This is a genomic window from Enterobacter sp. P82 (assembly GCF_037053385.1).
GTDB lineage: Bacteria > Pseudomonadota > Gammaproteobacteria > Enterobacterales > Enterobacteriaceae > Enterobacter.
Genome location: NZ_JBALHX010000007.1, coordinates 67,931 through 80,900, shown reverse-complemented (window position 1 = coordinate 80,900; position 12,970 = coordinate 67,931). Strand labels below are relative to the sequence as shown.

The following is a 12,970-nucleotide window of genomic DNA, read 5'->3' as shown; positions in this document are numbered from 1 at the left end:
GATGGCAGGTTTAAAACTTCAGGCAGTGACTAAAAGCTGGGATGGCAAAACCCAGGTTATTCAGCCGTTAACGCTCGACGTGGCGGACGGCGAATTTATCGTGATGGTCGGGCCGTCCGGCTGCGGTAAATCCACCCTGCTGCGCATGGTGGCGGGACTTGAGCGCGTGACCTCCGGGGATATCTGGATTGACCGTCAGCGCGTCACCGAAATGGAGCCGAAAGACAGAGGCATCGCGATGGTGTTCCAGAACTACGCGCTCTATCCGCACATGAGTGTGGAAGAGAACATGGCCTGGGGGCTGAAAATCCGCGGAATGGGCAAAGGGCATATTGAGGAGCGCGTGAGAGAAGCGGCTCGCATTCTGGAGCTGGATGGCCTGCTGAAGCGCCGACCGCGTGAGCTTTCCGGCGGTCAGCGTCAGCGTGTGGCGATGGGGCGCGCGATTGTGCGTGACCCGGCGGTGTTCCTGTTTGATGAACCGCTCTCCAACCTCGACGCCAAGCTGCGCGTGCAGATGCGCCTGGAGCTACAGCAGCTGCATCGCCGCCTGAAAACCACCTCTTTGTACGTGACCCACGATCAGGTCGAAGCGATGACGCTCGCCCAGCGCGTGATGGTGATGAACAAGGGGATAGCTGAGCAAATCGGCACCCCGGTTGAAGTGTATGAAAAACCGGCCACCCGCTTTGTGGCGAGCTTTATCGGCAGCCCGGCAATGAACCTGCTGGAAGGGCGTATCAGCAGTGCGGGAACCCATTTTGAGCTGGAAAGCGGGATGGCATTGCCAATCAACTGGTACTATCGTGGCTACGCCGGGCGTAAAATGACGCTCGGTATCCGCCCGGAGCATATTGGTTTAACCTCTCAGGCGGAAGGCGGCGTACCGCTGGTGATGGATACGCTGGAGATGCTGGGGGCTGATAACCTGGCGCACGGACGTTGGGGCGAGCAAAAAATGGTGGTGCGTCTGGCACATCAGGAACGCCCTAAAGCCGGCAGCACGCTGTGGCTGCATCTGCCGGAAAATCACCTGCACTTATTTGACGGTGAAACAGGACAACGAGTATGAGCAACTGGCCTTATCCCCACATCGTCGCCCACCGTGGCGGCGGTAAACTGGCGCCGGAAAACACCCTGGCGGCAATTGATGTTGGCGCACGTTACGGTCACACAATGATTGAATTCGACGCCAAGCTGTCGAAAGACGGCGAAATTTTCCTGCTGCATGATGACAACCTCGAACGCACCAGCAACGGCTGGGGCGTGGCGGGTGAATTGCCGTGGCGCGATCTGCTGAAAGTGGATGCCGGAAGCTGGTACAGCGGTGAATTCAAAGGCGAGCCGCTGCCGCTGCTGGCGGAAGTGGCGGACCGCTGCCGTCAGCACGGGATGATGGCCAACATTGAAATCAAACCGACAACCGGCACCGGGCCACTAACAGGCAAGGTCATCGCGCTGGCAGCACGTGAGTTGTGGGAAGGAATGACCGCGCCGTTGCTTTCCTCGTTCGAAATTGACGCGCTGGAAGCGGCACAGGCGGCCGTACCGGAGCTGCCGCGTGGGCTGCTGCTGGACGAGTGGCGCGAGGACTGGCGCGAGCTGACGACACGCTTAGCGTGTGTCTCTATCCATCTCAATCACAAGTTGCTGGATGAGACGCGTGTGAAGATGTTGAAAGACGCGGGTCTGCATATTCTGGTCTACACCGTCAATAAACCCCAGCGTGCAGCCGAACTGCTGCGCTGGGGCGTGGACAGCATCTGTACCGATGCGATTGACCTGATCGGCCCGGACTTTAGTTCTGCGGATTAAGCATACTGCCGTTCGACTGCTGCGGTAGCATATGCTGCTGGCCGCTGCTCTGCATTGTTCCGTTGCCTAACATGCCACCGTTATGGTTGGGCAGCGGCTGTTCCCGCACCTGGCCCTGCTGCACGCGCTGAGTGTTGGCGTTCATCTGATTTTGCAGGCTCTGCTGTTGCATCTGGGTCTGCGTTTTCAACTGCTGGTTAAGCATCCCTTTTTGCTGTTGCTGCTGGCTCATCATCTCCGTCTGCATACGCTGCTGGCTTGGAATGACATAACCCTGCTGGTTCGGATTGTTCATGGTATTCAGTGGCTGTGCGAGCGCGGTAAACGGTAACAGCGCGGTAAGAATCAGTAAGCGTTTCATTGTCATTTCCTCCTTTTGAGGCCTCTCTTAAGTTTACCCTGATTTCACCATGACGATGATTTTTTAGGAGTTGTGAACCAGGCTTAAGCGGGGAATATGGATCCCTTCACCTGGAGAACAATAATGATGAAACCAACATTTTTACGCTGGGTAGCGATCGCCGCGCTGATGGCTGGCGGCACATTTAGCGTGGCGGCCAACCCGCCAGCGGCACCGCCAGTCTCTTACGGCGTGGAGGAAGATGTTTTCCATCCCGTGCGGGCGACACATGGCATGGTGGCTTCGGTGGATGCGCTGGCAACAAAAGTGGGCGTCGATATTCTTAAGCAGGGCGGTAACGCGGTGGATGCGGCTGTTGCCGTCGGGTACGCGCTGGCGGTGACGCATCCGCAGGCGGGTAACCTGGGGGGCGGGGGTTTTATGATGCTGCGCACCAAAGACGGGAAAACCACGGCCATCGACTTCCGTGAAATGGCTCCCGGCAAGGCTTCCCGAGATATGTTCCTTGACGATCAGGGCAATCCGGACAGCAAAAAATCGCTGACCTCGCATCTCGCGTCCGGCACGCCGGGCACCGTGGCGGGTTTCTCGCTGGCGCTGGAAAAATACGGCACTCTGCCGCTGAACAAGGTCGTCCAGCCTGCCATTAAGCTGGCGCGGGATGGCTTTATTGTGAATGACGCCCTGGCCGACGATCTCAAAACCTACGGCAGTGAAGTCATTCCGAACCATGAAAACAGCAAGGCGATCTTCTGGAAAAACGGTGAGCCGCTGAAGAAGGGCGACAAGCTGGTGCAGAAGAACCTTGCCAAAAGCCTGGAGCTGATTGCGGAGCACGGCCCGGACGCCTTCTACAAAGGCGCGATTGCAGACCAGATTGCTGAAGAGATGCAAAAGAACGGCGGGCTCATCACCAAAGCGGATCTGGCAGAATACAAGGCGGTGGAGCGTGCGCCGATCAGTGGAACCTATCGCGGCTACGAAGTCTTCTCCATGCCACCACCGTCCTCTGGTGGCATTCACATCGTGCAAATCCTCAACATTCTTGAAAACTTCGATATGCACAAATTCGGCTTCGGCAGTGCCGATGCCATGCAGGTGATGGCGGAAGCGGAAAAACGCGCCTACGCTGACCGTTCGGAATATCTCGGCGATCCGGACTTCGTGAAGGTGCCGTGGCAGGCGCTGACCAATAAGGCTTATGCCAAATCGATTGCTGAACAGATCGACATCAACAAGGCTAAGCCTTCGAGCGAGATCCGCCCGGGCAAGCTGGCACCGTACGAAAGCAACCAGACCACCCATTTCTCGGTGGTGGATAAAGACGGTAACGCGGTGGCAGTGACCTATACACTCAATACCACTTTCGGTACCGGGATTGTGGCGGGCAGTAGCGGCATTCTGCTGAATAACGAGATGGATGACTTCTCTGCCAAACCGGGCGTGCCGAACGTCTACGGGCTGGTCGGTGGTGATGCGAATGCGGTGGGGCCGAAGAAACGTCCGTTGTCGTCCATGTCGCCTACCATCGTGGTGAAAGACGGTAAAACCTGGCTGGTGACCGGTAGCCCGGGCGGCAGCCGCATTATCACGACTGTGCTGCAAATGGTCGTGAACAGTATCGACTTTGGGATGAACGTTGCCGAAGCGACCAATGCCCCGCGTTTCCACCATCAGTGGCTGCCGGATGAGCTGCGTGTCGAGAAGGGCTTTAGCCCGGATACGATCAAACTACTGGAGCAGCGCGGACAGAAGGTGGCGGTGAAAGAGGCGATGGGCAGCACCCAGAGCATTATGGTCGGGCCGGATGGCGCACTGTTTGGGGCATCGGACCCGCGTTCGGTGGATGATTTAACGGCGGGGTATTAACGTATTGCCCGGTGGCGCTGCGCTTACCGGGCCTACAACTGCACGAACGTAGGCCGGGTAAGGCGAAGCCGCCACCCGGCAACACACTACTTCATTCTCGCCATATAATATGCATCCACATACTCACCGTTGCGCAGCCCGTAACGTTTGCCGGTGCCTTCAATTTCGAATCCGTGCTTCTTGTAGACCGCAATGGCCGGTTCGTTGTCGACAAACACCGTCAGCTCAATACGATCAACCCGCAGCCAGTTGTCGCACATATCAATCATGGTGCGAAGCAGCGCACTGGCAACGCCGCGGTTGTGCCACTGCGACCCTACACAAATACCGAAATCAGCGACGTGGCTGCGGCGCGGCCGCTGTGCGACATCGATCGTGAGATGCCCGACGACGATATCATCGATGCAGGCAACTAACTGCTTAATCCCGGGCTGATCGCTTAGCCGCATCTGCCACATTTCCATAGAAGGATGAGGGACTTGTAGCGTGTTGTGGTACACCTCCGGCTGGGCGTGAATCTGACGAATGGCGTCATAATCTTTCGGTTCAGCGTGGCGTATCACTATCTCACTCATACCTTCGTCCTCTGTGGGTTAATGTCCTCTTTAACATCAGTGACTTTAAAATTTGAGTCAACCGCTATTTTTTGCAAAAAGTATTGGACAACTGCGAATGAGAATGATTATTATTGTCCTGCATTCAGGAAGACCGCTACGGGAACCTGAAAGCACGACATTGCTCACATTGCTTCCAGTATTACTTTAGCCAGCTTTTAGCTGGCTTTTTTTTGTTATGGTAGGTCTCAGTAACCTTCCAAAAGGACTGAGCCATGACACTACATTGCGCATTTATTGGATTTGGTAAAAGTACGACCCGCTATCACCTTCCGTATATCCTTCACCGTAAAGATTCCTGGCATGTGGCCCATATCTACCGCCGCCGCGCGAAGCCAGAGGAGCAGTCTCCGCAGTATTCCCACATCCATTTCACCAGCGATCTGGACGAAATCCTTAACGATCCGCAGGTGAAACTGGTTGTTGTCTGTACTCATGCTGACAGCCATTTTGACTACGCGAAACGCGCCCTGGAAGCAGGTAAAAACGTACTGGTGGAAAAGCCGTTTACGCCGACTATCGCCGAAGCGAAGGCGTTGTTCGCACTGGCGAAAAGCAAAGGACTGACCGTTACGCCATATCAAAACCGTCGCTTTGACAGTTGTTTCCTGACGGCGAAAAAAGTGATTGAGAGCGGTAAGCTCGGTGACATCGTGGAAGTCGAAAGTCACTTCGACTACTACCGCCCGGTAGCAGAAACTCAACCAGGCCTGCCGCAGGATGGCGCGTTCTATGGGCTGGGCGTACACACCATGGATCAGGTCATCTCCCTGTTTGGTCGCCCGGACCACGTGGCATATGACATCCGCAGTCTGCGTAACAAAGCCAACCCGGACGATACGTTTGAAGCGCAGCTGTTCTACGGTGACCTGAAAGCCATTGTCAAAACTAGCCATCTGGTGAAAATCGACTATCCGAAATTTATCGTTCACGGTACGAAAGGCTCGTTTATCAAATACGGTATTGACCAGCAGGAGACCAGCCTGAAGGCCAATATCATGCCAGGTGAACCTGGCTTTGCGGCGGATGATTCGGTTGGCGTGCTGGAATATGTGAAGGCGGATGGCACGACAGCCAGAGAACAGCTGAAGCCCGAGGTGGGTGATTATGGCCGCGTGTACGATGCACTGTTTGCGACTATCAATAGCGGTGCGGCGAATTACGTCAAGGAATCTGACGTTCTGACTAACCTTGAAATCCTTGAACGGGCCTTTGAACAGGCTTCTCCTGCCACGGTAGCCCTCGTGAAATAAGCAAAAATGGCTCCTCTGCGCTTGTTCATAATTTTTGAACAGAGGAGTCAATTTTCACCCTCTATGATCCCAGGCTATTTGCGTCCACACTTACTCCATCGAAACGAACTGAGGGTGAAAACAATGATCTACTTACGCAAAGCAAACGAACGTGGTCACGCGAATCATGGCTGGCTGGACTCATGGCATTCATTCTCGTTTGCCGACTACTACGACCCAAACTTCATGGGCTTCTCCGCACTGCGCGTGATTAACGACGACGTGATTGATGCAGGACAGGGCTTCGGCACTCACCCGCACAAAGACATGGAAATTCTGACCTATGTGCTGGAAGGCGCGGTTGAGCACCAGGACAGCATGGGCAACAAAGAGCAGGTTCCTGCGGGCGAATTCCAGATTATGAGCGCGGGTACCGGGGTGCGTCACTCCGAGTACAACCCGAGCAAAACGGAAAAACTGCACCTGTATCAAATCTGGATTATTCCAGAAGAAACCGGCATCACGCCACGCTATGAGCAGCGCCGCTTCGACGCGAAACAGGGTAAACAGCTGGTGCTGTCCCCGGATGCGCGAGAAGGCTCCCTGAAAGTGCATCAGGATATGGAACTGTATCGCTGGGCGCTGGCGAAAGACGAACAGTCTGTTCATCAGATTGCTGCTAACCGCCGCATCTGGATCCAGGTGGTGAAAGGTGAAGTCACCATCAACGGTACTAAAGCGACAACGGCTGATGGTCTGGCCATCTGGGACGAGCAGGCGATCTCCGTACATGCTGACAGCGAGAGTGAAATTCTGCTGTTTGACCTGCCTCCGGTGTAATAAATCATAAATAAATGCCCAACCTTCCCTCTGACAGGGGAAGGTTGGGCTTTGTCCGTGATAAACTGAGCAAATCTCTCACTTCAAGATTTCTCAGGACGATGAAAAAGAAACGCCCCGTACTTCAGGATGTCGCCGACCGCGTTGGTGTGACCAAAATGACGGTCAGCCGCTTTTTACGTAACCCGGAGCAGGTTTCCGTGGCGCTGCGTGGCAAGATTGCCGCGGCTCTTGATGAACTGGGGTATATCCCTAACCGCGCACCCGATATTCTCTCCAATGCGACCAGTCGTGCGGTGGGCGTCCTGCTTCCCTCTTTAACCAACCAGGTTTTCGCCGAAGTGTTGCGCGGAATTGAAAGTGTGACCGATGCGTTTGGTTATCAGACCATGCTTGCGCACTACGGGTACAAGCCGGAGCTGGAAGAGGAACGTCTTGAGTCCATGCTTTCCTGGAACATCGACGGCCTGATCTTAACGGAACGTACCCACACGCCGCGCACGCTGAAGATGATTGAAGTGGCGGGCATTCCGGTGGTGGAGCTGATGGACAGCCAGTCCCCATGCCTCGATATCGCCGTGGGTTTTGATAACTTCGAAGCGGCACGTCAGATGACGGCGGCGATTATCGCGCGCGGTCATCGTCACATTGCCTATCTGGGAGCGCGTCTTGATGAACGTACTATCATCAAACAGAAGGGATATGAGCAGGCGATGCTCGACGCGAACTTAATCCCGTATAGCGTGATGGTGGAGCAGTCCTCTTCCTATACGTCGGGTATTGAGCTGATGCGTCAGGCGCGGCGCGAGTATCCGCAACTGGACGGTATTTTCTGTACCAACGATGACCTTGCCGTCGGTGCAGCGTTCGAATGTCAACGTCTGGGACTTTCCATCCCGCGTGATATGGCGATTGCCGGTTTCCACGGCCACGATATCGGCCAGGTCATGGAGCCTCGTCTGGCGAGCGTTCTGACACCGCGTGAACGTATGGGGCGTATTGGCGCAGAACGCCTGCTGGCGCGCATTCGTGGCGAGACGGTTACCCCTAAAATGTTAGATTTAGGTTTCACCTTGTCACCGGGTGGATCTATTTGAGCTGACAAATTTGAACTAGCTCACACTTATTCACTTCTCGCACGTTTGGATATTGCTTCTCTTTTGCCCCGGCAGGACAATGTTACCGATAACTGTTACCCGTAACAATTGACTGAGGGACACCCTTTGAGCACGACTAATCATGATCACCACGTCTACGTCCTGATGGGCGTTTCCGGTAGCGGGAAATCAGCCGTGGCCAGCGAAGTGGCGCATCAACTCCAGGCTGCGTTTCTTGATGGTGACTTCCTCCATCCGCGCAGCAACATCATGAAAATGGCCTCCGGCGAGCCGCTGAACGACGACGACCGCAAACCGTGGTTGCAGGCGCTGAATGACGCCGCGTTCGCGATGCAGCGCACCAACAAAGTTTCCCTTATCGTTTGCTCCGCGCTGAAAAAAACCTACCGTGACCTGCTGCGTGACGGCAACCCGAACCTCTCTTTCATCTACCTGAAAGGGGATTTTGAGGTGATTGAAAGCCGTCTTAAGGCGCGCAAAGGTCACTTCTTCAAGACTCAGATGCTGGTGACGCAGTTCGAAGCGCTGCAGGAACCGGGTGAAGATGAGAAAGATGTCTTAGTGGTTGATATCGATCAGTCACTGGAAGGTGTTGTTGCCAGCACCATCGAGGTCATTAATAAAAGGCAGTAAGTTTTGAGTACATTAACGCTTGTTTTGACAGCAGTGGGTTCCGTGTTGCTGCTGCTGTTTTTAGTGATGAAGGCGCGTATGCACGCTTTCGTTGCTTTGATGGTGGTTTCTATTGGTGCAGGTCTCTTTTCTGGTATGCCGCTCGACAAAATCGCAGCGACCATGGAAAAAGGGATGGGCGGTACGCTGGGCTTCCTGGCGATTGTCGTCGCGCTTGGGGCGATGTTTGGCAAGATTTTACATGAGACAGGCGCTGTTGATCAGATAGCCGTCAAGATGCTGAAATCCTTCGGACATAACCGTGCGCATTATGCGATTGGCCTGGCCGGTCTGATTTGTGCCCTGCCGCTGTTCTTTGAAGTGGCGGTTGTGTTGCTGATTAGCGTGGCGTTCTCTATGGCGCGTCACACCGGGACTAACCTCGTGAAGCTGGTTATCCCGCTGTTTGCGGGCGTGGCAGCGGCCGCAGCGTTCCTGCTGCCTGGGCCAGCACCGATGCTGCTGGCATCTCAGATGCACGCTGATTTCGGCTGGATGATTCTGATTGGCCTGTGTGCGGCAATCCCGGGGATGATTATTGCCGGTCCGCTGTGGGGCAACTTCATCAGCCGTTACGTTGAACTGCACATTCCGGATGACATCACTGAGCCGCACCTCGGCGAAGGTAAAATGCCCTCCTTCGGCTTCAGTCTGTCACTGATCCTGCTGCCGTTGGTGCTGGTTGGGCTGAAAACCATTGCCGCGCGCTTTGTGCCGGTGGGTTCCAGCGCGTACGAATGGTTTGAGTTTATTGGCCATCCGTTCACGGCGATCCTGGTGGCGTGTCTGGTGGCGATTTATGGCCTGGCGATGCGTCAGGGCATGCCAAAAGACAAAGTAATGGAAATCTGCGGTCATGCGCTGCAACCTGCGGGCATTATTCTGCTGGTTATCGGTGCGGGTGGGGTGTTCAAGCAGGTTCTGGTTGATTCCGGCGTGGGTCCCGCTCTGGGTGAAGCGCTGACCGGAATGGGCTTGCCGATAGCCGTGACCTGCTTCGTGCTGGCGGCTGCGGTGCGTATCATTCAGGGTTCTGCGACCGTCGCGTGTTTAACCGCAGTGGGTCTGGTGATGCCGGTGATTGAACAGCTGAATTACTCCGGTGCGCAAATGGCTGCGCTGTCTATCTGTATTGCGGGCGGGTCTATCGTGGTTTCTCACGTGAATGACGCAGGCTTCTGGCTGTTCGGTAAATTTACCGGTGCCACCGAAGCGCAGACGCTGAAAACCTGGACGCTGATGGAAACCATCCTCGGTACGACAGGCGCAATTGTCGGGATGATTGCCTTTACGCTGCTGAGCTAAATGCGGCGATTTGCCAAGGCTAAAAATAAGGCCCGGCAGCGTTAGCGCTTACCGGGCCTTAATCATTCTGCGAATAACAGGCCGGGAAGAGTGAAAACTCCGCCCGGCTTTTTATTATCACTCGCCCTGCGTTGAACTCTCAATCGTCAGACGCACATCAGATGTAATCAGTTCAGCCAGCATCTGGTAGACCTTCAGCGTCTCTTCCGGCTCGGCATCGCCCGTATCACTGATAAAGCCTTCATCACGCAGCGTCAGAACCAGTGAACTGAAGACCGCTTTGTCGAAGAATTCAGGAGCGTTAATACCGTGCAGAACGGACAGGCGCTGTGCCAGCGTCCGGCTCTCTTTCTCCAGCGTTCCACGGTTGATAGACGGGTTCGCACTGAGCAACCAGAATGTAATGGCATAACGCTGCAGCGTTTCACGCGCACCGGCCGCCAGCAGTTGCAGGGTACGGGAACGTGACGGATTGATGTGCAGCTCGTCGTTCACAACGGTGATCAGCCCCTGACGACGCAGTTCTTCCGTCAGTTTATCCAGCTCGCCAGCCAGCTCATCCTTGCTCCAGCGCAGGAACAGCTCCGCTTTCAGCATCGGGTAGAGCGTGTCAACGTGACGCAACAGCTCCTGACGTGAAATGCGACGATGCTGGGTGATGATAGCTGCCATGAGTGACGGTAGCATCAGCATATGGGCGATATTGTTGCGATAGTACGTCATCAGCACGGCCTGCTCGCGCGGCAGAATGATGATGTCGCCGATCGTGTCCTTTTCGACTTCGAACTTATTCATCTGCAAAGCGTGATCGATAAGCTCACTGGCGCTCGCAGAAGGTACCGTCGAGTCAACCGAGTACGGGACGTTACGCATCATATCGAGATAACAATCCAGCTGCTCTGTCAGTTGTTCGCGAGTCAGTGAGCGCTGACGAGACGCCAGAAGCGCGGTACAACACAGGTTCATAGCGTTAGCCGCACCAGCGTTGTTAATGCGCACCATCAGCTCAGACGCGATGCCGTTGACCGTTGGCGTCAGCCAGGCCGGACGAACCGCTTCGATAGGGTCGATAGACTCGCGCCACTCCGGAACGTGATGGTTCAAGTACGTCATCAGCGGCATCGGCTCGCCAAAGTTCACGTAGCCCTGGCCCAGGTTACGTAACTTGCTCAAACCGCGCAGCATTTGCGGCAGGCTCTCTTTCTCTTTAGTCGCGCCACGCAGCTCTTTAGCGTAAGTCCCCACCTCCATTACGTGCTCATAGCCGATGTAGATTGGCACCAGCGTGATTGGACGAGTTCCTCCGCGCAGCATGGCCTGAATGGTCATGGACAGCGTGCCGGTTTTCGGATCGAGCAGACGGCCGGTACGGGAGCGACCACCTTCCACAAAGTACTCAACGGAATATCCGCGGCTGAACAACTCACCCAGATACTCGCGGAACACCGTGGAGTAGAGCTTATTGCCCTTGAAGGTACGGCGAATAAAGAAGGCCCCCAGACGGCGGAAAATCGGGCCAGCTGGCCAGAAATTCAGGTTAATACCGGCCGCGATATGCGGCGGTACCAGCCCCTGGTGATAGAGCACATAGGAGAGAAGCAGGTAGTCCATGTGGCTGCGGTGGCAGGGGACATAGACAATTTCATGGCCATCGTGCGCCAGCTGGCGTACACGCTCGGCGTTATGGACGTTGATGCCCTGATAGAGACGGTTCCAGGTAAAGCTGAGAATACGATCAGACAGGCGAATCATCTCGTAAGAGAAGTTCGCTGCAATCTCTTCCATCAGTGCAATGGCGTTCTGCTGGGCTTTCTCATGCGAAATCTTCTTGCTGCGCGCTTCGTCTTCAACGGCACGGGCAATCGCTTTGGAGGCCAACAGCTTGTTGAACAGATCCTGACGCGCCGGGAGACGCGGCCCGACGGCAGCGAGGCGCTGACGGGCGAAGTGCATTCGCGCTACGCGCGCCAGTTTTTGCGCGATGATCTTGTCGGTGCCATGCTCGTCCGCCATTCGACGCAGCGAAACGGAAGGGGAGAAACGTACAAAACTGTCGCGTCCCAGCCAGGAGACCGCGAAGAACTTCTGGATGCCGTTAAGCATGCGCAGCGGTGGATTCTCTTCACCTTTTTCACGACCCGGGCGACGACCAAACATCACCGATACTGGCACCATCTGCACATCCAGATCAGGATTGCTGCGGTGCAGGTCGAGATAGTCATGGAACAGCTTGATGGACTCTTCTTTTGGCGTGTAATAGGTAAACACGCGCGGTCCACCGTGAATGAACACGTAGCGCGGCAGCAGTGTACCGTCAACTTCAAGCGGTTCAAGCGGGTCAGGTAAGTCATGCGCCAGGCATTGGGCGCGAAGCGTCAGTAAGTCTGCCTTCGAGTTATAAGGCAAAACGTACATAATGGGGCGCGACGTATCGAGCCCTAATTCCAGCGCGGGTTCTGCTGGGATAGACTTGCTTTTTACCAGGATGCTTAATGGTAAATTAAGTAATTTGTAGTAAATTCGTGGCCAGCCGGACATAAACGATGTAAAGCCTCTGGTTAATAATGCAATTGCGGCGCAAGGATAACAGAAAGCGCGCAAAATTTCTGTTGTTACCCGTCATACTTCAGGCGGCAGCGAAACGCGCTGCCACTCTGGTTACTGACGCTATTTCCAATAAAAGGTTCTTTTAATGGCCAATAATACCACTGGGTTAACCCGAATCATCAAAGCCGCCGGCTATTCCTGGAAAGGTTTCCGTGCCGCGTGGATCAATGAAGCCGCCTTTCGCCAGGAGGGCGTCGCCGCTATCATCGCGGTGATTATCGCCTGTTTCCTTGATGTTGATGCAATAACACGCGTTCTTCTAATCGGCTCCGTACTGTTGGTGATGATAGTGGAAATTCTCAATAGCGCTATTGAGGCTGTTGTTGACCGGATTGGCTCAGATTTCCATGAGCTCTCTGGCCGGGCAAAAGACATGGGCTCCGCTGCCGTGTTGCTGGCGATTATTACTGCGGTGATTACTTGGGTCACGCTGCTTTGGTCACATTTCCGATGAGCCTCGAGGAATAATTAAGTCCCTGGTTTTTTGTGCAGTTTTTGGTTCCAAAATCGCCTTTGACTGTATATACTCACAGCATA

Annotated in this window: 12 protein-coding genes; 9 read left to right on the top strand and 3 right to left on the bottom strand. The window is 54.9% G+C overall.

The genetic code is table 11. The annotated features are described in order from the left end of the window. Position 1: 1 nt before the first annotated feature. Complete coding sequence (locus WB237_RS21105) at positions 2-1,072, top strand: sn-glycerol-3-phosphate import ATP-binding protein UgpC (RefSeq protein WP_028017951.1); 1,071 nt, start codon at positions 2-4, stop codon at positions 1,070-1,072. Beyond that, positions 1,069-1,815 carry a glycerophosphodiester phosphodiesterase gene (gene ugpQ, locus WB237_RS21100; protein ID WP_271369649.1) on the top strand — a complete coding sequence of 249 codons (747 nt, stop codon included), beginning with the start codon at positions 1,069-1,071 and terminating at the stop codon, positions 1,813-1,815. Before WB237_RS21105 ends, ugpQ begins: the two co-directional genes overlap by 4 nt. Here the strand turns inward: ugpQ and WB237_RS21095 are convergent. Next, the gene (locus tag WB237_RS21095; RefSeq protein WP_108089399.1) at positions 1,799-2,176 is read right to left on the bottom strand and encodes a DUF2756 family protein; all 378 of its coding nucleotides are present in this window, start codon (positions 2,174-2,176) and stop codon (positions 1,799-1,801) included. The genes ugpQ and WB237_RS21095 overlap by 17 nt on opposite strands. A 123-nt stretch (positions 2,177-2,299) precedes the next feature. Between WB237_RS21095 and ggt the strand changes: the two genes are divergently transcribed. After that, the gene (gene ggt, locus WB237_RS21090; RefSeq protein ID WP_336216098.1) at positions 2,300-4,045 is read left to right on the top strand and encodes a gamma-glutamyltransferase; all 1,746 of its coding nucleotides are present in this window, start codon (positions 2,300-2,302) and stop codon (positions 4,043-4,045) included. 86 nt (positions 4,046-4,131) lie between these two features. Here the strand turns inward: ggt and yhhY are convergent, their stop codons facing one another. Then, the gene (gene yhhY, locus WB237_RS21085) at positions 4,132-4,620 is read right to left on the bottom strand and encodes an N-acetyltransferase (protein WP_336216096.1); all 489 of its coding nucleotides are present in this window, start codon (positions 4,618-4,620) and stop codon (positions 4,132-4,134) included. Positions 4,621-4,874: 254 nt separating this feature from the next. On the opposite strand from yhhY, the gene WB237_RS21080 reads away from it, so the two are divergent. The 5 genes from WB237_RS21080 to gntU all read left to right on the top strand — a co-directional run bounded on the left by WB237_RS21080 (position 4,875) and on the right by gntU (position 9,826). Next, complete coding sequence (locus tag WB237_RS21080; protein ID WP_336216094.1) at positions 4,875-5,912, top strand: oxidoreductase; 1,038 nt, start codon at positions 4,875-4,877, stop codon at positions 5,910-5,912. Between the two features lie 123 nt (positions 5,913-6,035). After that, positions 6,036-6,731, top strand: coding sequence for a pirin family protein (locus tag WB237_RS21075; RefSeq protein ID WP_028017945.1), 696 nt, complete (start codon positions 6,036-6,038; stop codon positions 6,729-6,731). 101 nt (positions 6,732-6,832) lie between these two features. Beyond that, positions 6,833-7,828: a gluconate operon transcriptional repressor GntR gene (gntR, locus tag WB237_RS21070; protein WP_028017944.1), complete on the top strand. Its 996-nt coding sequence runs from the start codon at positions 6,833-6,835 to the stop codon at positions 7,826-7,828. A 126-nt stretch (positions 7,829-7,954) separates the two neighbouring features. Next, on the top strand, positions 7,955-8,482 hold the full coding sequence (gntK, locus tag WB237_RS21065; protein ID WP_008503362.1) for a gluconokinase: 528 nt from the start codon (positions 7,955-7,957) through the stop codon (positions 8,480-8,482). Between the two features lie 3 nt (positions 8,483-8,485). Beyond that, entirely contained in the window at positions 8,486-9,826 is a 1,341-nt protein-coding gene (gntU, locus tag WB237_RS21060) for a gluconate transporter (RefSeq protein WP_336216090.1), read from the top strand. A gap of 117 nt (positions 9,827-9,943) precedes the next feature. Here gntU and plsB read toward each other — a convergent pair whose 3' ends face one another. Beyond that, on the bottom strand, positions 9,944-12,364 hold the full coding sequence (gene plsB / locus WB237_RS21055) for a glycerol-3-phosphate 1-O-acyltransferase PlsB (protein WP_108089402.1): 2,421 nt from the start codon (positions 12,362-12,364) through the stop codon (positions 9,944-9,946). Between the two features lie 154 nt (positions 12,365-12,518). Between plsB and WB237_RS21050 the strand changes: the two genes are divergently transcribed. Then, complete coding sequence (locus tag WB237_RS21050) at positions 12,519-12,887, top strand: diacylglycerol kinase (RefSeq protein ID WP_023334158.1); 369 nt, start codon at positions 12,519-12,521, stop codon at positions 12,885-12,887. Positions 12,888-12,970 lie beyond the last annotated feature (83 nt).

Excerpts from the sequence above, each read along its gene's own strand:
- WB237_RS21105 (WP_028017951.1), top strand. The coding sequence starts at position 2 with ATGGCAGGTTTAAAACTTCAGGCAGTGACTAAAAGCTGGGATGGCAAA.
- ugpQ (WP_271369649.1), top strand. The coding sequence starts at position 1,069 with ATGAGCAACTGGCCTTATCCCCACATCGTCGCCCACCGTGGCGGCGGT.
- WB237_RS21095 (WP_108089399.1), bottom strand. The coding sequence starts at position 2,176 with ATGAAACGCTTACTGATTCTTACCGCGCTGTTACCGTTTACCGCGCTC.
- ggt (WP_336216098.1), top strand. The coding sequence starts at position 2,300 with ATGATGAAACCAACATTTTTACGCTGGGTAGCGATCGCCGCGCTGATG.
- yhhY (WP_336216096.1), bottom strand. The coding sequence starts at position 4,620 with ATGAGTGAGATAGTGATACGCCACGCTGAACCGAAAGATTATGACGCC.
- WB237_RS21080 (WP_336216094.1), top strand. The coding sequence starts at position 4,875 with ATGACACTACATTGCGCATTTATTGGATTTGGTAAAAGTACGACCCGC.
- WB237_RS21075 (WP_028017945.1), top strand. The coding sequence starts at position 6,036 with ATGATCTACTTACGCAAAGCAAACGAACGTGGTCACGCGAATCATGGC.
- gntR (WP_028017944.1), top strand. The coding sequence starts at position 6,833 with ATGAAAAAGAAACGCCCCGTACTTCAGGATGTCGCCGACCGCGTTGGT.
- plsB (WP_108089402.1), bottom strand. The coding sequence starts at position 12,364 with ATGTCCGGCTGGCCACGAATTTACTACAAATTACTTAATTTACCATTA.
- WB237_RS21050 (WP_023334158.1), top strand. The coding sequence starts at position 12,519 with ATGGCCAATAATACCACTGGGTTAACCCGAATCATCAAAGCCGCCGGC.